This is a genomic window from Chryseobacterium sp. NG-CE01, assembly GCF_055695505.1.
On record NZ_CM146369.1, the window covers coordinates 954728 to 972939 of the forward strand.

At 38.0% G+C, this 18212-nt stretch carries 18 protein-coding genes; 8 read left to right on the plus strand and 10 right to left on the minus strand.

Going from position 1 to position 18212, the window contains the following annotated elements; translation table 11 throughout:
• Nucleotides 1-2196, plus strand: a complete 2196-nt coding sequence (locus tag ACYT6F_RS04650; RefSeq protein ID WP_472600094.1) for a glutamine synthetase III family protein — start codon at nt 1-3, stop codon at nt 2194-2196.
• Nucleotides 2197-2602: 406 nt separating this feature from the next.
• Complete coding sequence (locus ACYT6F_RS04655) at nt 2603-3316, plus strand: C40 family peptidase (protein WP_472600095.1); 714 nt, start codon at nt 2603-2605, stop codon at nt 3314-3316.
• Nucleotides 3317-3486: 170 nt separating this feature from the next.
• On the opposite strand, the gene ACYT6F_RS04660 is transcribed toward ACYT6F_RS04655, so the two are convergent.
• From ACYT6F_RS04660 to ACYT6F_RS04685, 6 genes are all read right to left on the minus strand, one after another.
• Complete coding sequence (locus tag ACYT6F_RS04660; RefSeq protein WP_472600096.1) at nt 3487-4062, minus strand: pentapeptide repeat-containing protein; 576 nt, start codon at nt 4060-4062, stop codon at nt 3487-3489.
• 107 nt (nt 4063-4169) lie between these two features.
• The gene (gene rodA, locus ACYT6F_RS04665) at nt 4170-5399 is read right to left on the minus strand and encodes a rod shape-determining protein RodA (RefSeq protein ID WP_472600097.1); all 1230 of its coding nucleotides are present in this window, start codon (nt 5397-5399) and stop codon (nt 4170-4172) included.
• A complete protein-coding gene (locus ACYT6F_RS04670; RefSeq protein ID WP_472600098.1) occupies nt 5396-7435 on the minus strand; it encodes a peptidoglycan D,D-transpeptidase FtsI family protein in 2040 nt (679 codons plus the stop codon). The genes rodA and ACYT6F_RS04670 overlap by 4 nt, the downstream gene beginning before the upstream one ends.
• Nucleotides 7432-7938, minus strand: coding sequence for a rod shape-determining protein MreD (locus ACYT6F_RS04675; RefSeq protein WP_072883757.1), 507 nt, complete (start codon nt 7936-7938; stop codon nt 7432-7434). The genes ACYT6F_RS04670 and ACYT6F_RS04675 overlap by 4 nt, the downstream gene beginning before the upstream one ends.
• Nucleotides 7931-8785 (minus strand): rod shape-determining protein MreC, encoded by an 855-nt coding sequence (gene mreC / locus ACYT6F_RS04680; protein ID WP_169231505.1) that lies wholly within the window; start codon nt 8783-8785, stop codon nt 7931-7933. The genes ACYT6F_RS04675 and mreC overlap by 8 nt, the downstream gene beginning before the upstream one ends.
• A gap of 27 nt (nt 8786-8812) precedes the next feature.
• Nucleotides 8813-9838, minus strand: a complete 1026-nt coding sequence (locus tag ACYT6F_RS04685) for a rod shape-determining protein (protein ID WP_027381028.1) — start codon at nt 9836-9838, stop codon at nt 8813-8815.
• 420 nt (nt 9839-10258) lie between these two features.
• Here ACYT6F_RS04685 and hemA point away from each other — a divergent pair, with 420 nt between their 5' ends.
• The 6 genes from hemA to ACYT6F_RS04715 all read left to right on the plus strand — a co-directional run bounded on the left by hemA (nt 10259) and on the right by ACYT6F_RS04715 (nt 14886).
• A complete protein-coding gene (gene hemA / locus ACYT6F_RS04690) occupies nt 10259-11533 on the plus strand; it encodes a glutamyl-tRNA reductase (RefSeq protein WP_472600099.1) in 1275 nt (424 codons plus the stop codon).
• Complete coding sequence (gene hemC / locus ACYT6F_RS04695; protein ID WP_472600100.1) at nt 11520-12431, plus strand: hydroxymethylbilane synthase; 912 nt, start codon at nt 11520-11522, stop codon at nt 12429-12431. Before hemA ends, hemC begins: the two co-directional genes overlap by 14 nt.
• A 41-nt stretch (nt 12432-12472) precedes the next feature.
• Complete coding sequence (locus tag ACYT6F_RS04700) at nt 12473-13156, plus strand: uroporphyrinogen-III synthase (RefSeq protein WP_472600101.1); 684 nt, start codon at nt 12473-12475, stop codon at nt 13154-13156.
• 39 nt (nt 13157-13195) lie between these two features.
• On the plus strand, nt 13196-14233 hold the full coding sequence (hemE, locus tag ACYT6F_RS04705) for a uroporphyrinogen decarboxylase (protein WP_472600102.1): 1038 nt from the start codon (nt 13196-13198) through the stop codon (nt 14231-14233).
• A 99-nt stretch (nt 14234-14332) separates the two neighbouring features.
• Nucleotides 14333-14569, plus strand: a complete 237-nt coding sequence (locus tag ACYT6F_RS04710) for a hypothetical protein (RefSeq protein ID WP_472600103.1) — start codon at nt 14333-14335, stop codon at nt 14567-14569.
• Nucleotides 14566-14886: a type II toxin-antitoxin system RelE/ParE family toxin gene (locus ACYT6F_RS04715; protein ID WP_472600104.1), complete on the plus strand. Its 321-nt coding sequence runs from the start codon at nt 14566-14568 to the stop codon at nt 14884-14886. Before ACYT6F_RS04710 ends, ACYT6F_RS04715 begins: the two co-directional genes overlap by 4 nt.
• Nucleotides 14887-14937: 51 nt before the next feature.
• On the opposite strand, the gene ACYT6F_RS04720 is transcribed toward ACYT6F_RS04715, so the two are convergent.
• From ACYT6F_RS04720 to ACYT6F_RS04735, 4 genes are all read right to left on the minus strand, one after another.
• Nucleotides 14938-15570 (minus strand): nitroreductase family protein, encoded by a 633-nt coding sequence (locus ACYT6F_RS04720; RefSeq protein WP_472600105.1) that lies wholly within the window; start codon nt 15568-15570, stop codon nt 14938-14940.
• A gap of 86 nt (nt 15571-15656) precedes the next feature.
• Nucleotides 15657-16391: an ABC transporter ATP-binding protein gene (locus tag ACYT6F_RS04725; protein ID WP_472600106.1), complete on the minus strand. Its 735-nt coding sequence runs from the start codon at nt 16389-16391 to the stop codon at nt 15657-15659.
• Nucleotide 16392: 1 nt separating this feature from the next.
• Complete coding sequence (locus ACYT6F_RS04730) at nt 16393-17859, minus strand: DUF5687 family protein (RefSeq protein WP_472600107.1); 1467 nt, start codon at nt 17857-17859, stop codon at nt 16393-16395.
• 12 nt (nt 17860-17871) lie between these two features.
• The gene (locus ACYT6F_RS04735) at nt 17872-18111 is read right to left on the minus strand and encodes a hypothetical protein (protein WP_472600108.1); all 240 of its coding nucleotides are present in this window, start codon (nt 18109-18111) and stop codon (nt 17872-17874) included.
• Nucleotides 18112-18212 lie beyond the last annotated feature (101 nt).

The window sequence follows — 18212 nt, forward strand, 5'->3', positions numbered from 1 at the left end:
ATGTCAACTTTAAGATTCAAAGCGTTAGAAACTTTACCATTTAAGGACTTTAGAAGAGATAATTCTGTAGAAGTTCCTGTAAAACTATCCGAATTGTTTTGCCAAAATGTTTTCTCAGAAGAGACAATGAGAGAATATTTAACAAAAGAAGCATTCAATTCTATTATGGATGCCGTAAAAAAAGGAACTAAGATCCAGAGACACATTGCCGATCAGGTAGCTGTAGCAATGAAAGACTGGGCCATGAGCAAAGGGGTAACCCACTACACACACTGGTTCCAGCCTTTAACAGGAAGCACTGCTGAAAAACACGATTCTTTCTTCACCCCTATTGAAGGCGGAAGAGCCATCGAAAGATTCAGCGGAAATTTATTGATCCAGCAGGAGCCGGATGCATCTTCTTTCCCGAACGGTGGTATCAGAAACACTTTTGAGGCAAGAGGTTACACAGCATGGGACCCTACATCTCCGGCATTTATTATGGGAACAACATTATGTATTCCTTCTATTTTCATCTCTTATACCGGAGAAACCTTAGATTATAAAGCGCCTCTTTTAAGAGCACTTAACGCGGTGGATGAAGCTGCAACCAACGTAATGCAGTATTTTGACAAAAACGTTACCAAAGTAACGCCTACTTTAGGTTGGGAACAGGAATATTTCCTGGTAGATTCAGCATTATACCAATCTCGCCCGGATCTTGTATTAACGGGTAAAACTTTATTAGGCCATTCCCCTGCAAAAGGACAGCAGCTTGATGACCATTATTTCGGGTCTATTCCTACGAGAGTAATGAACTTCATGATGGAATTAGAAGTGGAGTGTATGAAGCTGGGAATTCCTGTAACAACGAGACATAATGAGGTAGCACCGAACCAGTTTGAGCTAGCTCCGATGTTTGAAGAAGTAAACGTTGCCGTTGACCACAATTCTTTATTGATGGATGTAATGGCAAGAGTTGCCCACAGACACCACTTCCATATTTTATTCCACGAAAAACCATTCGCAGGCGTAAACGGAAGCGGAAAGCACAACAACTGGTCTTTGGCGACCGATACAGGTGAAAACTTATTAAGCCCTGGAAAAAACCCTAAGAAAAACCTACAGTTCTTAACATTCTTCGTGAATACCATCAAAGCGGTTCATGAATATGCAGATCTTTTGAGAGCAAGTATAGCTTCTGCAAGCAACGATCACAGATTAGGTGCCAACGAAGCTCCGCCGGCGATCATCTCCGTATTTATCGGGAGCCAGCTGTTCAGAGTATTGGAAGAACTTGAAAAAGTGAAGGAAGGAAAACTTTCTCCGGATGAAAAAACAGATTTAAAACTGAATGTTGTTGGGAAGATTCCTGAAATTTTGTTGGATAACACCGACAGAAACAGAACCTCTCCGTTTGCATTTACAGGAAATAAATTCGAGATCAGAGCGGTTGGATCTTCTGCAAACTGTGCAGAATCTATGACGGTAATGAATACTATTGCTGCAAAACAGCTTCGGGATTTCAAAAAGGAGGTGGACACCCTTATCGAAAAAGGTCTTAAGAAAGATGAAGCCATCTTCAATGTATTAAGAGAATATATCAAGCAGTGTAAAAACATTATGTTTGAAGGCGACGGTTATTCTGACGATTGGGCTATTGAAGCCGAAAAGAGAGGATTAAACAACCTGAAAACCACACCGGAAGCTCTGAAACAGGAAATGGATGAGAAATTCCTGGCTCTTTACGAAGAAATGGGAATCTTTACCCACAGAGAAGTTGAGGCAAGAAATGAAATCAAATTAGAAAAATACTCAACGGTTATTGATATTGAAGCAAGAGTACTCAGTGACATCGCAAGAAACCACATTATTCCTTCTGCATTAAATTATCAGAACAGACTGATTGAAAACGTAAAAGGTCTTAAAGAAATCTTCGGAGATAACGAATTCAAATCTTTAGCAAAAGAACAGATGAGCTTAATAACAAGCATTTCTGAAAATGTATCTGCGATCAAACTGGGTGTTGAAGATCTTATCAAAGCAAGAGAAGAGGCAAAAGCAGTTTCCGACAGCCAAAAACAGGCAGAAGATTACTGCAGCAAAGTAAAACCGTTATTCGACGTTATCAGAGAAGCATCAGACGCGCTTGAAATGATGGTGGATGATGAGCTTTGGCCAATGACAAAATATAGAGAAATGTTATTTACAAAGTAACATCTGTAAAGTTCCATATTAGTTAAACTCTCCGGTATTTCCGGAGAGTTTTTTATTATACTAGACCTGCGTTCCAATCGATTCTCTTGTAATGACTTATACGATGAAAATCAGATAGGATTCATTCATTTCCTTATTCTTAAAAATTAGAATTATCCTTTACATACCACAGATTTTTAAGTATATACAATTATTGTTTGTTAAAGAATCTTAATAAAAAAAACCGCGAACACACCCAAAATAGGCCGTTGCGGTTTATTTTTCTTTAACATACTTTAATAATATGTTAAAATGTGTTAAAAAAAGAACGCGGTAATATTCATATCCAAGTCCTTTTGTAGGGAATACATATTTTTGTAATGCTTTTGAAAAATACTAATCCCTTTAACACGGTAATCAAATATATATGAAGAAAAGAGTTTTGTTTTATTTAGTTGCTTTAGTTTCTACAGTATCGTTACAATCGTGTGTTACAAACTACGTAGTTTCAAAACCAGCAACTTACGCTAAAGAATACAAAACAGATGCCAAACTGGCTTCTATCGATACTCAAAAGATGGAGCAGGATAAACAGCAATTAATCAATTCATTTCTTGCGGAAAAGGCAGCTTCTTTAGCCAATGCTAAAAATTCAATTAAAAATTCTGAGATTGCTAAGGCAATCATGCACAATAAGACCATCGACAACATTTTAACAGAGGCACAGACTTACCTTGGGACTCCTTACCGATACGGAGGGATGACCAGAAACGGGATAGACTGTTCAGCGTTTGTTCTTTCGGTTTTCGGGGCAGCAGCTGGTCTTAGCTTACCAAGAGTAGCCGCTTCTCAATCTCAGGAAGGAGAAAAAGTAGAAAAAGAAAACCTTCAGAAAGGAGACCTAATCTTCTTTTCTCACGGAAGAAGAATTTCTCACGTAGGTATTGTAGAAAGTGTATCGGAAGACGGTGAAGTGAAATTCATTCATGCTGCAACTTCTAAAGGAGTAATGGTTTCTTCACTAAATGACTCTTATTGGGGTCCAAAATACAGATTCGGAAAAAGAATCATCAATGAGAACGGAGAAGCCATCAACAATCTGGCAGCAACAACTCCCGCATCAAACGGAACAAGTTTTTAATTTTAAATAATTGATTTAAATAATGAAACCATCAAAATTTTGATGGTTTTTTTATTTCTGTTTTGTTTGGCTGCTGGTAAATCTTTTTATTAATCCGTCTTTTGCTTTCAAAATCCACCCTTCAAAGAATGGAATGCTTTCCTAATACTAACGGATGCAACTTATATGAACTATCCGTTTCTATCAATTTCTATATCGAATTGATGCAGGAGTCCATGAATTTCAGAGAGGGAAAATTTCGCTTTTTTAAGCCTGTTTTGGGAAGGATCTATTGAGTAATTGACGGATGTCCTAAAGTCCGCCTTTTCGAGGTTTGTATTGTCAAATACAGCGCCGGACAAATCACAGTTATTAAATACTGCAAATGAGAGATCAGCATCAGAGAAATCTACTTCAATCAGTTTTGAATCTTTAAATAATGTCTTTTTAATGTTTGTTTCGTAGAAAACAGAATTATTCAGATAACATCCGTCAAACGTAAATGACCTTCCGAATTCGTTGCATTCATTAAAGTGAAGCCCGAACATTTTACATTCTTTAAAAATAACTTCCCGGAAAGCAGTGGAAAGAAGTTTTGTCATGCTCAGATTACAGCCTGAAAATTCACAGTCATTAAAGCTGAAACCAGAAAGATCAGCATATTCGAAATTACAATTCCGAAAGATGCAATTCTCATATTCGCATTTTTGAATTTGGGAAAAATCTGCCTTTTCGAAAGTCTGATCCAGAATATATACTTCCCTCATAAGATTTGTGATTTAAATTAAAAAATTATCTCCCAATGTTTTTGCAGATTGCACAGATTTAATACGTAAATAAAAAACAGACTGATGGTAATCTTTAAAATTCACGCTTAGACAAGGCTGTTCTTATCCGAATAATTTAATTTAAAGAAAATAAAAGTCATCATCGAGAAGGCAAGCAAGGAACTTCCTCCGTAACTGAAGTAAGGCAGAGGAATTCCTACAGTCGGAAACAGCCCCATAACCATTCCTAAATTGATGGTAAAGTGCATCAGCAGGATGGAAGCAAAGCAATATCCAAAAACGCGGTTAAAGCCCGATTTCTGCTGTTCCGCCAGATAATAGATCCTTCCGATGTAAACCATATAACAAAGAATCAGAATGACACTTCCTGCAAATCCCCATTCTTCACCAACGGTACAAAAAATATAATCGGTTTCCTGCTCCGGAACGAATTTCCCCTGCGTAACGGAACCTTCACGGTATCCTTTCCCCCAAAGGCCTCCTGAACCTATCGCCGTTTTCGAATACAGCAAATTGTAACCGGATGTGTCTCTGAATGCTTTTTCACCTTTATAAAGAACCTCAATCCTTTCTCTCTGGTGTTTTGGAAGCTTTTCTAAAATATAAGGTGAACCGAAAGCCAGTCCGCAAAGTAATACAACAGAGCCTACAATACCTGAAATGGAAATTACATTCCAGGACATTTTATAGTAATTCATAGCAATCCATCCTCCTATAATCGCAACTATGGTAATCGCAACCCAGATGGGATCAACAGCCAGTGAGATCAGGAAAACTCCGGCAAACAAAAATCCGATCCCGAATAATAATCCACTCAACCCTTCGCGATACAATGCGATGAAAAAGGCAATAAAAACCAACATGGAACCCACATCGGGGATTGCCAGCACAACTGCAGCAGGAATTCCGATAATGGCTAATGTCGTCCAAAGCGACTTTTTATTATTCAGGTTAAATTCTGGTCCTGAAACATAATTGGCAAGCATCAGTGCTGTCCCGATTTTGGCAAACTCCACCGGCTGCATGGTAAAGCTTCCGAATTTATACCAGTTTTTTTGTCCGAGAATCTCTTTACCAAAAGGGAAAAGACCTATCAGCAGCAAAACCCCGCCGATGTAAATGATCCCTGACATATTTTCGAAGAACTTACTTCTTCCAACAAAAATCACCAGCCCCACAAAAAGAGAAATACAGAAGAAAACCAATTGCTTTTCTCCTAATTTCTGATCTACACTGTAAATGTTTGCAATGGCAAAAGCACAAAGCAGAAAATACAGTCCGAGACCTAATTTATCTATTCCTTCTGCCCATTTCATTGCTTAGCCGGTTTTGTTTTGTTAAGATTTTTGGTTTCTTCGTCTATTTTCTTCTGCAGTTTTGCCTTCTGTTCTTTAATGAATTTCAGACTGTCCTGTATCCTTTTTTGTTTTACAGAATCCAGAGCGGGATCTTTATACAGACCTTTACGCTTCAGATCTGCGATCCACTGTCTTTTATATTCAGGCATAAAGCTGGAAGTGACCATTTTTTTATAAAGATGTTCTCTTTTCAGATCTCCCGTAATATATTTTTCTGCAATTACCGTTGCGGCAGGTCCGGCCCAGGTTGCCCCGAACCCGGCATGCTCCATGACGGCAGCTACGACAATTTTAGGTTTATCTGCAGGTGCAATTAATACAAAAATGGAATTATCTTTTCCCTGTGGAACCTGAGCCGTACCTGTTTTTGCCAACTGAGTAAAATCATTGGACTTCAATCCGTGAGCCGTACCTCTTAAAACTACAGCTTCCATCCCTCTCAGCACGGGATCGAAATGCTTTTTATCGACCAGCGTCTGATGTTTCTTTTTGAATCTCGGGTCTGGATTGGGTTTACCGTCAATTGATTTTACGATATGAGGCGTATAATACCATCCTTTATTAGCAATTGCAGCTACGTAATTTGCCAGCTGAAGCGGTGTAACAAGTACATCTCCCTGACCCATTCCGTTGAAAATAGCTCCCGTAGCCAACGGGTCCCAGTTTTTATAATCTTTTTTAGAACCGCTTGCTTTCAAAATGCTTTGCATTCTCTTTTCATAAAATTCTCCTGTAGGAATTCTTCCTTTTGCTCCTACAGCAAAGTCATTATTCAGGAATTCACCCACCCCAAAGCTGCTCATGATTTTCTTCCATTCGTCTACCCCTTTTGATGGATTCCCCGGATATTTATTAATAATTGCTAAATACGCATACGAAAAATAACAGTTGCTGGAAACCTGGATTGCAGGAACCAGAGGATCAGCACCACCGTGGCCTTTGATTCTTAAACCTCTATAGCTAAACCCTCCGCCACATGGGAAGATGGTATTTTCATCCATAACCCCCATCTGCATGGCAGATAAAGCAGTCAGAAGCTTAAAGGTAGATCCCGGCGGATATGCTGCCTGCAAAGACCGATCGAATGTCGGTTTGTTTTCGTAGATGGTATCTTTAGATAAAGCGTATAAATTTCTTGATTTATCAGGGCCGGTAAAAAGATTCGGATCAATATCTGGACCTGTGGCAGCAACGAGCACTTCACCATTATTCGGATCGATTGCGACAATAGCTCCGTGTTTATTCACCAGCATTTCTTCCGCCATTCTCTGGAGATCATAATCTATGGTAAGAGTGATATCTTTTCCCGTTACAACATCTTTATCCAAAGATCCGTTTTTATAGGGTCCTACATTGCGCAGCTTTATATCTTTCTGAATGTATTTCATTCCTTTGATCCCGCGCAATTGTTTTTCATACGCCTTTTCGATTCCTGCCTTGCCGATGAAATCTCCCGGCAGATAGTAGGCAGAGTCTTTTTTGATTTCTCTTTCATTGACCTCACTGGTATAACCCAACAGGTTTCCTGACGTTGAAACTTCATACTGACGCTGCGGTCTTGAAACGATGCTGAATGCCGGATATTTGAATATAATTTCCTGAACCCTTGCAATATCTTCCCTGCTGAGGTTCTTCATAAAGGTCATGGGCGTCAGCTTGGAATAATATTTTTCTTTTTTAATAGCGTCAATGGTTCTGATAAAATCATTTTTGGAAATTTTCATCAGGTTGCAGAAAGCAATCGTATCAAAATCCGGTCTCATCAACGCCTGGGTAAATGAAACTTCATAGGCTGGCTGGTTTCCCACCATAATCTTCCCATTTCTGTCGAAAATAACTCCCCGCTGCGGAATAACATATTCTATTTTAATGGAAGTATTGGCTGCGTTGAGCGCATACCGGTCGGTAAAAAGCTGTAAATAAGCCAGTCTCGCTATAAAAATTACAGCGACCACAAGAAGTACGGAAAAGATTTTTAAATAACGTGTGTTCAAACTTTTTGTTTGATTTTAAATATTAATGCGTAAATAACTATAAATATAAACGAAATTACACTAGTTACCAATACATTAAATAATATTTCAAAAAATCTGCTCAGCTTAAAGAATTCTATATACTGTACCAAAAGCTGATGTAGAAAGATACTCGTGAATAAAAACAGCAAAAACTGCGCCCATTGAAGGGACTGAAATGAGAAGAAGTCGGTAGAAGTATCTGTAGATGTTCTGAAGATCAAGGTTCTGAAATAAGCAATCAGAGTTGTGGCAAAGGCATTGATTCCCCATGAATAAAGGAATGCATCAACTGACAAACCGATCAGAAAACTTAATGCCAAAAACTGAAATTTATTTCTGAAAAAAGGATAAAACATAACGAATACAGGATAAAGCACCGGCGTGTACTTCCCGAAAATGGTAATCCTGTTCAATACAAAAATTTGTAATGCAACCAGAAAAATCATGATTAATATGTCCGTAAATAAAGTCCTGCTAATCATCTTCCTTTTTTATTACAGATTGCATTGTATCCTGAATTTTTTGTACTTCGGCTTTTTTAAGATTTTTAACAACATAGACTTTGCTTAAAGCACCCATCTTTTCGCTAAGCTCAACTGAAATATCCCAAAATCCTGTTTTATTATCAACAGAATATCCGGCAACAGTACCGATCATTACGCCTTTTGGAAAGATTGCCGATTTTCCGTCAGTTACCACCGTATCACCGATTTTCAGTGCTACATATTTCGGAATATCAGCAAGGTGCATCACTCTGGAATTATCTCCATTCCAGGTAAGTGTCCCAAAATATCCTGAATTTTTCAGGGCAGCATTGAGCCTGATTTTATTTACACTCAACACCGACTGTACCAAAGCGTAGCTATCTGTAGAGTTGATTACAATTCCCGCAATGCCTTTAGGTGCCATAACGCCCATCTGTGGAAATACACCGTCTCTTCTTCCGCGGTTGATGGTAAAATAATTGTTTCTTCTGTTGATACTGTTGAAAACGATTTCACCATCTACAAATGTATAGATCTGTCCGCCTCCCAGCGTATCATGAACTTTTCTGAACTGAGGATTTTTAGCGCCTTGTTTTCCGTAAAGCTCCATCATCAAAGCCTTATTTTGTGTTACAAGGTCTTCGTTGATCTGTTTGAGCTTCAGATAAGAAACTCCTTCATCAATATATCCTGAAACCCAGGAATTCAGTGCAGCAGACTGTCCTGCGATCCAGGATTTCTGCATGGCATTTTTGGAGAATATCAGAATAAGAGCAATAATTTGCAGAAATATAAAGAAAACAAAAAGTGCATTCTTCGAAAATAATCTCAGCAAAAATCCCATTCAGATATATGTCGTAAAAAGTTAGAATTATTTTATTAAGAAATTGAATTTATCCATATTCTTAAGTGCGATACCCGTTCCGCGAACTACAGCTCTCAACGGATCTTCTGCTACAAATACAGGAAGACCTGTCTTTTTGTGCAATCTGTCTGCAAGTCCTCTTAATAAAGCACCTCCTCCGGCTAAATAAATACCGGTTTTATAAATATCTGCGGCCAATTCCGGCGGCGTTAAAGAAAGTGTTTCCATTACGGCATCTTCGATTCTGATGATCGATTTATCCAATGCCCGGGCAATTTCTTTGTAGCCCACCATAATTTCTTTAGGTTTTCCTGTAATAAGGTCTCTACCCTGTACCGGAATATCTTCGATATCCACATCAAGATCTTCAACAGCAGAACCGACTTCAATTTTAATTCTTTCAGCAGTTCTTTCCCCGATGTAAAGGTTATGGTGTGTTCTTAAATAATAAGCAATGTCATTGGTAAATACGTCACCTGCAATTTTTACAGATTTGTCGCAGACGATACCACCCAAAGCAACTACTGCAATTTCCGTAGTACCACCACCTATGTCGATGATCATATTCCCTTCCGGTTTCTGAACGTCAATTCCTACTCCTATTGCCGCAGCCATTGGTTCGTAAATCAGGCGTACTTCTTTTGCGTTTACTTTTTGTGCTGAATCTCTTACCGCTCTTTTTTCAACCTCTGTAATTCCTGAGGGAATACAGATTACGATTCTTAGTGCAGGCTGAATAAATTTACCTTTAATTCCGGGAATTTTTTTGATAAATTCTTTGATCATATGTTCAGAAGCGTGGAAATCGGCAATTACCCCATCTTTCAAAGGGCGGATTGTTTTGATATCCTCGTGAGTTTTACCCTGCATATGTTTCGCCTGTTCACCGACAGCAATCGGTCGTCCTGTTGAGCGTTCAATAGCAACAATCGAAGGCTGATCTATAACAATTTTATTATTATGGATGATTAGGGTGTTGGCGGTACCCAGGTCTATCGCAATCTCTTGCGTAAACATATCGAATAAACTCATACTTTTACTTCTGATTTTTTAAAGAGTTACAAAGATATAAATTTAAGACGTGTGGAGAAATTTAACAGGCAGATAATTTGGTTAAAATTTTATTAAAATTTATAATCACTTATTAACTTTTACTTTAAGTATTTACAGACTGTAATTTAAACCAGATTCAAGATGAAAAGAGGCTGGATAAAGGATTGTGTGAAACAGATTATTTATTATTTTGCATCTGCACCGGAAATGCGCCAACTAAATGCTAATTTTCTTTAACATTAAAATGATATTTCTGTTTAATTTTAACCTTTAAAACACAATAATCCGCATCAGGTTTCAAATATTATTTAGAATAATCCCAAAATAGTTTTTTACGATAATTATCATATACATTTTCAGAAAGTCATTTATCAAAATTTGCGTAAATTTGCCCCGCTTATGTTACAGTATTCCAACATACATCAGACGTCTAATTTTGCCGTACTTTCCATTAGTTATGAAAAGGCTGATGTAGAAACGAGGGGCAAATTTGCATTTTTTGATGAAAACATTAAAAATTTCGTTACCCGGATTCACAATGAAAATTTAGGGGATGCCTTCGTTGTTTCTACCTGTAACAGAACCGAGATCTACACTACCTCTCCCAATTACCTGTTAGTTGCCGAAGAATATTGTAAAACAATAGGGGTAAACCTGATGGATTTCCTGCAGTTTGCCAATATCCTTACAAAAGAAGAAGCTCTGGCTCATCTGTTCAGAGTAGCAGCGGGTCTGGAAAGCCAGATTATCGGTGATTTTGAAATTATCGGCCAGATTAAAAAGGCCTACAGCAGGTTCCGTAAAGAAAGACAGAATTCTAACCCTTACCTGGAAAGAGCGATTAATGCTGCCATTCAGATTTCGAAAAGAATAAAAAATGAAACCGGAATTTCCAACGGTGCGGCTTCCGTATCCTACGCAGCGGTTCATTATATCCTCAACAATCAGAAGAGACTTACCGAAAAGAATATTCTTCTTCTGGGGGTCGGAGAAATAGGCCAGAATACGGTGGAAAACCTTGTAAAACATGTGTATCAGCCTAAAATAAAAATAGCCAACAGAACACAGGAAACCGCCGAAAAAATTTCTGAAAAATATCATATTCCTCATATAGATTATGCCGATTTTGATCAGGAGCTTAAAAGTACGGATATCTTGATTGTTGCTACCGGAGCAAGACATCCTATTGTCAATAAATCTCATTTCCCGAACGGAAAAGAAACACTGGTCATTGATCTTTCAATCCCTAACAATGTGGATAAAAATGTGACTGAGAACAGAAATGTTACATTAATTGATGTTGATGAACTTTCAAAACAGATCCAGGAAACCATCCAGCAGAGAGAGAAAGAGATTCCAAAGGCTGAAAAAATCATTAAGGAACTGATGAAAGACTTCCTTGAGTGGGAAAAAAAGAGAAAACTGGCACCCAACATTCACCATTTCAAAGCCGTTCTGAAGAATATGGAACGTAATGAAATGCATAATTTTTACAAGAAAAATAAATACATAAACATCACGGACATGGAACTTTCTGATAAAATGATTCAGAAAATCACCAACCGTTTTGCAAAATATATCATCGATAATCCTTTAAAAGCCGAAGAAATTAGTAAATTAATGCACGAAATATTAGTTGAACAACCAAACAACGAATTCAATGAAAAGCATTAGAATCGGAACCAGAAATTCCGCATTGGCACTTTGGCAGGCAAGAGAAGTTGCGAGACATCTTCAGAACAATAATTATTTAACGGAAATTGTTCCTATTGTATCATCCGGCGACAAAAATCTTACGCAGCCACTTTATTCCCTGGGAATTACAGGTGTTTTTACAAGAGATCTGGATGTTGCATTATTGAACGATGAGATTGATATTGCCGTACATTCTTTAAAGGACGTACCTACAAACCTTCCCCAAAACCTGGAAATTATATCTTATCTGGAAAGAGATTTTCCTCAGGATGTTCTGATCCGGAAAGAATCTGCAAAAAATAAAGAACTTCATGAGCTTAAACTGGCAACAAGCAGTTTGAGAAGAAGAGCTTTTTGGTTAAAAAATTTCCCGCAGGCTGAATTTTCAGATATCCGCGGAAATATACAAACCCGACTTCAGAAACTTGAAGAAGGCGATTTTGACGCTACCATTTTATCATTAGCAGGTATTAAAAGAATGAAAATGGACATTGATTATGAGATGATCCCATTTTTAATTCCGGCTCCTTCACAAGGAGTTATTGCGGTTGCGGGACATTCAGACAAAACAGAAATCAACGGGATTGTAAAGCAATTTACCAATCATACCAATACTCAGATCTGCGTAGAAATGGAAAGGAATTTCCTCAACACCCTGGAAGGAGGCTGTACCGCACCTATCGGAGCTTTTGCTGAGATCTTTGATGATCAGATCCGTTTTAAAGCAGCACTCTGCTCTTTAGACGGTAAAAACTGTATTGCTACTGACGAAAACTTCATCTATAACGAAGAAGAAAATTTCGGGAAGAAGTTTGCCAAAGTCGTTCTTGAGAACGGAGGGAAAGAACTTATGGCAGAAATTAAAACCCAGATTTAAAACGCTCATCTTCAGTTTTTTCCATCTTCAGCCCTTAAAATATGAAAATCTTATTTACCAAAAATATAGACCGCACAATTATATCCAGAGAACTGGGAGATGATATTGTGGCTGATTCTATCGAGGTAATAAGAACGCTTCCTGTGAAGATAAAGCCTTTTGAGCTGAAAGATTACTCTCTCATCTTCACCAGCGTAAACGGCGTAGATTCATTTTTTAAAAACGGATTCAGACCAAATGAAGATTTTACGGCAAAAAATTACAATAAGGTCTACTGTGTCGGAGAAAAAACAAAAAAAGAACTGAGAAAGCACGGATTCGGAACTTTTAAAGTCCTGAAAAATGCCGATACGCTATCAAAATTCATTACCGGAAAATGCCAGCACGAACGTTTTATTCATTTCTGTGGAAATCTGGCCATCAGTGTGCTGGACAACGAGCTTCCGCTGCAAAATATTAAATACAAAAAAGTTGTCGTTTACAATACCGAAGAAATTAATCCGTTGATAACTGAAAAATATCATGCTGCCGTTTTTTTTAGTCCGAGCGGAGTTCGTAGTTTTGCAGATCAGAATTCCTTGGAAGGCATGACCCTGATATCCATTGGCGAAACGACTTCCCGCGAGCTCAGAAAACATACTTCAGCCTCAGTATTAACGTCAGAAGGAAATACCCTTCTATCCGTTTTTAAGCTGATACGAAAAGAAATTTTAAACAAAGACTGATATAAAGTTGTTCATTGGTGACAATACTATTAATAGATTATGATTAAAAACGACCTATATTTAAAAGCGCTTCGCGGAGAGACCGTAGAAAGACCTCCCGTATGGATGATGAGGCAGGCAGGAAGATATTTGCCGGAATTCATTGCCCTTCGTGACAAATATGATTTCTTTACAAGATGTCAGACTCCCGAGCTGGCTTCTGAAATCACCGTGCAGCCTATCCGAAGATTTCCGCTGGATGCAGCCATTTTGTTTTCGGATATTTTGGTGGTTCCGCAGGCAATGGGAATCGATTTCAAAATGAAAGAATCGGTAGGTCCGTGGCTTGATACCCCGATCAGAACCATGGAACAGGTTCAGAATGTTGCCGTTCCCGATGTCAATGATACTTTAGGTTACGTTTTTGATGCTATTGAACTGACTTTACAGAAATTAGACAATGAAATTCCGTTGATCGGTTTCGCAGGCTCTCCCTGGACCATTCTCTGCTACTGTGTGGAAGGAAAAGGAAGCAAGGCTTTTGATATTGCCAAATCTTTCTGCTTTACACAGCCCGAAGCGGCACATTTGTTACTGCAAAAAATTACCGATACGACTATTGCTTATCTGAAAAGAAAGGTTGAAAAAGGCGTTTCTGCAGTTCAGGTATTTGATTCATGGGGCGGAATGCTTTCTCCGGCAGATTACCAGGAATTTTCATGGAAATATATCAACCAGATCGTAGAAGCATTAAGTCCGCTGACACATGTTGTGGTTTTCGGAAAAGGATGTTGGTTTGCTTTGGAAGAAATGGCCCAGTCTCCTGTTTCAGCTTTAGGTGTTGACTGGACGATTAAGCCTGAGTTTGCCAGAACGTTAACCAATCACACAATGACGCTACAGGGAAATTTTGATCCTGCAAGGCTGCATTCAACGCCTGAAACGATTAAGAAAATGGTAACGGAGATGATCAACCGTTTCGGAAAAGACCGATATATTGCCAATTTAGGACACGGAATTTTACCAAACATTCCTGTTGAAAATGCAGAAGCGTTTATCAGAGCGGTGGTGGATTGGAAACCAAATGCTGAGTTTTAATATTAACTTTATCAGAAACAAAATATCCCTTTCAATTTGTTTTGAGAGGGATTTTATTTAAAATAATTTTTATACATTTGATTATCAAATATTTCTAAAATGGACATTCAAAGCAGAAAATTAGCTTTTATACAATCGTTTCTCAATCTTAAAAGTGAGGAAGTGATTGCCCAGTTTGAAAAACTGATGAAAAAAGCTAAAAATATTGATGAGGAAAATCAATTTAATCCTTTCACTGTTGAAGAAATAAATGAGAGAATTTCACGATCTGAAGATGATTTTAAAAATAAAAAATTCAAAACTACTTCTGAAATTCTGTCAAAATACGAACGGTGAAATATAAAATTATATGGTCAGAATTCTCTGAAAAGCAGATTGATGATATTTTCAATTATTACGAGCTGACATCAGGAAGTTATACGGTTGCCTTAAAAATTATTACCGGTATTCTTTTGGCTCCGGATAAATTAATTGACAATCCGAGAATTGGTCAGGCAGAATTTTTATTTAAAGACCGCATGACCCCATATCATTACATAGTAGAATCAAACTACAAAATTATTTATTCTATAGATGAGGAAAATAATCTGATTAAAATTGCAGATGTTTTTGACACAAGACAACATCCTGACAAAATACATCGGGAAAAATAAAACACCCTTTCAACAATTGAAAGGGTGTTTTTATGAGTAAAATAATCAATTTTAGTTGATTTCCGTAATGAAATCTTCTTTCGGTTTTCTTATTTTGGTAAGGTTTACCAGCCAGTCGTTCGAAGGATCTCTATATCCCAAAGGCAGTAAAAGAACGCTTTTTAATCCTTTTTCCTGTAAGTTTAAAACTTTATCTACTTCTTCCGGAACAAAACCTTCCATCGGAGTAGAATCTATTTCTTCAAATGCTGCCGCGATAATTGCTGCACCAAATCCGATATAAGCCTGCTTTGCCGCATGGGTGAAGTTTTCTTCAGCAGGTCTTTGCGGATACATTCCCAACAGCATCTGTCTGTAGTTTTCCCACCCTTCGTTTTTAAAACCTCTGATTTCATTCGTAAGATCGAACATTCTGTTGATTCTGTCTTCCGTATAATTATCCCATGCTGCAAAAACCAGCAGATGCGAGCAGTCCGTAATCTGCGGCTGATTCCAGGCATGAGGTTTTATCTGCTCTTTAATTTCCTGATTGGTAATGACAATAATTTCGAAAGGCTGAAGACCGCTTGATGTAGGCGCTAATCTTGCGGCTTCCAATATTTTATCCACCTTTTCCTGTGGCACTTTCTGACCGTTCATTGCTTTGGTAGCATATCTCCAGTTCAGTTTTTCTAATAATTCCATAAATTAAATTTTAACGGAACAAATTTAAATGATGTACCACAAATTTCAATAAATGTTTTTTAAATCTGATGTATTGCTAATATCTATTAAACCGGATTATTTACAGTTTCAGTAGAGCTTGAAATCTGATCTGCAAAATAGCGCTCAAGCTCTTTCAGAGTTTCAGGATTCGTCTGAATATCTTTTACCAGCTGTCCTTTATTGACCACAACAATTCGGTTACATACTTCCGTTGTGTGGGAAAGATCATGACTGGAGATGAGGAACGTCACGCCTTCCTGTTTTGAGAGCTCTTTAATCAGGTTTTTAAGCTTGATCTGGGTAGAAGGATCGAGGTTGGCAAATGGCTCATCAAGGATAATGATCTCCGGATTTCCGATAATGGCGCCCACGATGCCTACTTTCTTCTGGTTTCCTTTAGAAAGGTCACGAACATATTTCCCTGAATTTAAAATTTCACCGCTGAAAAGGTCATGAAACTGTTTTAAAAATTCATCAACGGAAGCTTTGTTCTGTCCTCTTAATTCACCGATAAAGTAAAAATACTCTTCCGGGGTAAGATAACCGATCAGGAAAGAATCGTCCACAAAAGCAGAAACTTTGTTCTTCCACGCTTCAGATTCGTGAACTTTGATACCGTCGATGCTTACATAGCCCGTCGTAGCCTGGATAAGATCCAGCATAAGACTAAACAGTGTTGTTTTTCCCGCACCATTATTTCCTACCAAACCGAAAGTTTCACCATTCGGGATTTCAAGATGTTCTATATTTAAAACGGTTGCTTTACCGTATGTTTTCGTTAAATTATTAATTGTGATCATATTAGTCTTTATTTTTGAATGCTTCTAACGTACTGTATTTTTCTACCTTGTAATGTTTTACGATAATATCGAATATTTTTTCTCTCAGCAAAAATCCTATTAATCCTAAAACAGCAATGCTGATAACGCCTGCCGTAATATTAAAAAAGTATTGCATCAGTGCGAAAACGACCATCGGCAAAAATAATTTAGGAATCAGCAGCAGCAGAGATTTCATATTAAAGCTGTTTTTCTGCCCGAATCTTTTCTCTTTTGCATTCAGGTCGATCTGCATTTTGTTAAACGCTCCGGACCAGAGTGTAAACTGGGAATTGACCCCGATATTATAAATTCCTGCCGCAAAAAAGGTAAGGTACATGTCCCATCCGAAATACGCATAGCAAAGTGCCAGAATGATTGAAAAGCCTGTCACGATATTCATGAGCCACCATTTTGCCTTTAAATATTCTTTATAAGGAACATTCAGTGTCATCATCAGAGGATAATAAGAGCTGTCGAAAGCAGGAACTCTTTGTCCGAACATAAACTGGAAACCTCCCGTTACAAATAACCCCATGAACATCATCATGGCTGGTGTCTTATAAATAGATGACGAAAACATCAAAAGCCCATAAAAAAGAAACAGAAAACTGCCCCATACAATTCCTTTGGTAACTTTGTTTCGCTTCAGTAATTTAATATCATTGTTAATAAATGTTCCAATGGCTCCGTATTTATTCAGGAACATGATATTCTCTGTTTTTCCGACTGCTTTTTTAGCCTCCAAACCTTCATCCAGATAAAATATCTGTCGGATATGATTGAAGCAGATCTTCCATAAACCGAAGAACAATACAATTGAGATTACCACCAAATAGGGTTTTTCGTAAAAACTAAAGAAAAATCTCTCGGAATAATCCAATACGGGAACGATATTATAATATGCTAATGCTGCCGCTCCCGCGATGATACATCCGACAACAATGGCAATGATCTCTTTATCGTTGAAAAGAATGTTGATAAAATTGTTCAGGTAAAACAACAGCGAAATTCCTATCAGCCACCCTAAAACGCCCAAAACGTCATATCCGCTGAATAATGCGATAGTGGCAAAGGTGATCAGAAAAAGAGAATTGAACCAGCTGAAAGCAGACAAAAATGTCTTTCCCATCATATAGTTGACCAGAGTTTTCTTGGAAATATTAAGGGTAAGAAACGGCTTGATGTTTTGGGTAGGCAGTTCCTGCCAGATGTATTTGGCGATAAGATCCACCGCCCAGGCTGCAATCATAAATCTCGAAACAACTTGTACAGGGTTCTTATGCATTTCCTCCTGAATGTAGAAGAATGCACCAAATGCACCTCCCACCAGACATGCCATAAAATAAAGAATTCCGATAAAGCGAAGAATCTTCATTGCCAGATTGATCCCCAAAGAACTGCCTCGAAAAAAACTTTTGAATTCTAATTTCAGGAATTTTACAAACATAGTTAGCTTTTATTACATTAGTTTGCATAAAGCTACAATTGTTACAATTTTTAACTTTTTAATCAGGATGTATTTTACAGCAAACAGACCTGTTTTGAACCACCGGACATCTACGGAAGTTCCAAACAGTCTGCGTAGGTCTTCAGCAGATGTCCGTTTGTTTAAAACATTTTGCGGAGAACCAACGGAGGTCTCCTGAAGTCTCCCGCAAGTTGCAGGAAACCAAAGAACATCTCCGGAGGTTTCAAACATGCTGTTGCTAAGCTCAGGAGATTTTAGCTGTATAAAAAGAGGTACAGGTGATCATTCTTTAGGAGTTTAAACATAAGATCAGAAATGTTGATGCTATATTA

Bases quoted from the DNA above. Each gene is read 5' to 3' on its own strand.
- ACYT6F_RS04650 (WP_472600094.1), top strand. From the start codon at position 1: ATGTCAACTTTAAGATTCAAAGCGTTAGAAACTTTACCATTTAAGGAC.
- hemC (WP_472600100.1), top strand. From the start codon at position 11,520: ATGAAAAGCATTAGAATCGGAACCAGAAATTCCGCATTGGCACTTTGG.
- hemA (WP_472600099.1), top strand. From the start codon at position 10,259: ATGTTACAGTATTCCAACATACATCAGACGTCTAATTTTGCCGTACTT.
- hemE (WP_472600102.1), top strand. From the start codon at position 13,196: ATGATTAAAAACGACCTATATTTAAAAGCGCTTCGCGGAGAGACCGTA.
- ACYT6F_RS04735 (WP_472600108.1), bottom strand. From the start codon at position 18,111: ATGTTTGAAACCTCCGGAGATGTTCTTTGGTTTCCTGCAACTTGCGGG.
- ACYT6F_RS04730 (WP_472600107.1), bottom strand. From the start codon at position 17,859: ATGTTTGTAAAATTCCTGAAATTAGAATTCAAAAGTTTTTTTCGAGGC.
- ACYT6F_RS04725 (WP_472600106.1), bottom strand. From the start codon at position 16,391: ATGATCACAATTAATAATTTAACGAAAACATACGGTAAAGCAACCGTT.
- ACYT6F_RS04675 (WP_072883757.1), bottom strand. From the start codon at position 7,938: ATGATTAGCAGGACTTTATTTACGGACATATTAATCATGATTTTTCTG.
- rodA (WP_472600097.1), bottom strand. From the start codon at position 5,399: ATGAAATGGGCAGAAGGAATAGATAAATTAGGTCTCGGACTGTATTTT.
- ACYT6F_RS04685 (WP_027381028.1), bottom strand. From the start codon at position 9,838: ATGAGTTTATTCGATATGTTTACGCAAGAGATTGCGATAGACCTGGGT.
- ACYT6F_RS04720 (WP_472600105.1), bottom strand. From the start codon at position 15,570: ATGGAATTATTAGAAAAACTGAACTGGAGATATGCTACCAAAGCAATG.
- mreC (WP_169231505.1), bottom strand. From the start codon at position 8,785: ATGGGATTTTTGCTGAGATTATTTTCGAAGAATGCACTTTTTGTTTTC.
- ACYT6F_RS04700 (WP_472600101.1), top strand. From the start codon at position 12,473: ATGAAAATCTTATTTACCAAAAATATAGACCGCACAATTATATCCAGA.
- ACYT6F_RS04710 (WP_472600103.1), top strand. From the start codon at position 14,333: ATGGACATTCAAAGCAGAAAATTAGCTTTTATACAATCGTTTCTCAAT.
- ACYT6F_RS04660 (WP_472600096.1), bottom strand. From the start codon at position 4,062: ATGAGGGAAGTATATATTCTGGATCAGACTTTCGAAAAGGCAGATTTT.
- ACYT6F_RS04655 (WP_472600095.1), top strand. From the start codon at position 2,603: ATGAAGAAAAGAGTTTTGTTTTATTTAGTTGCTTTAGTTTCTACAGTA.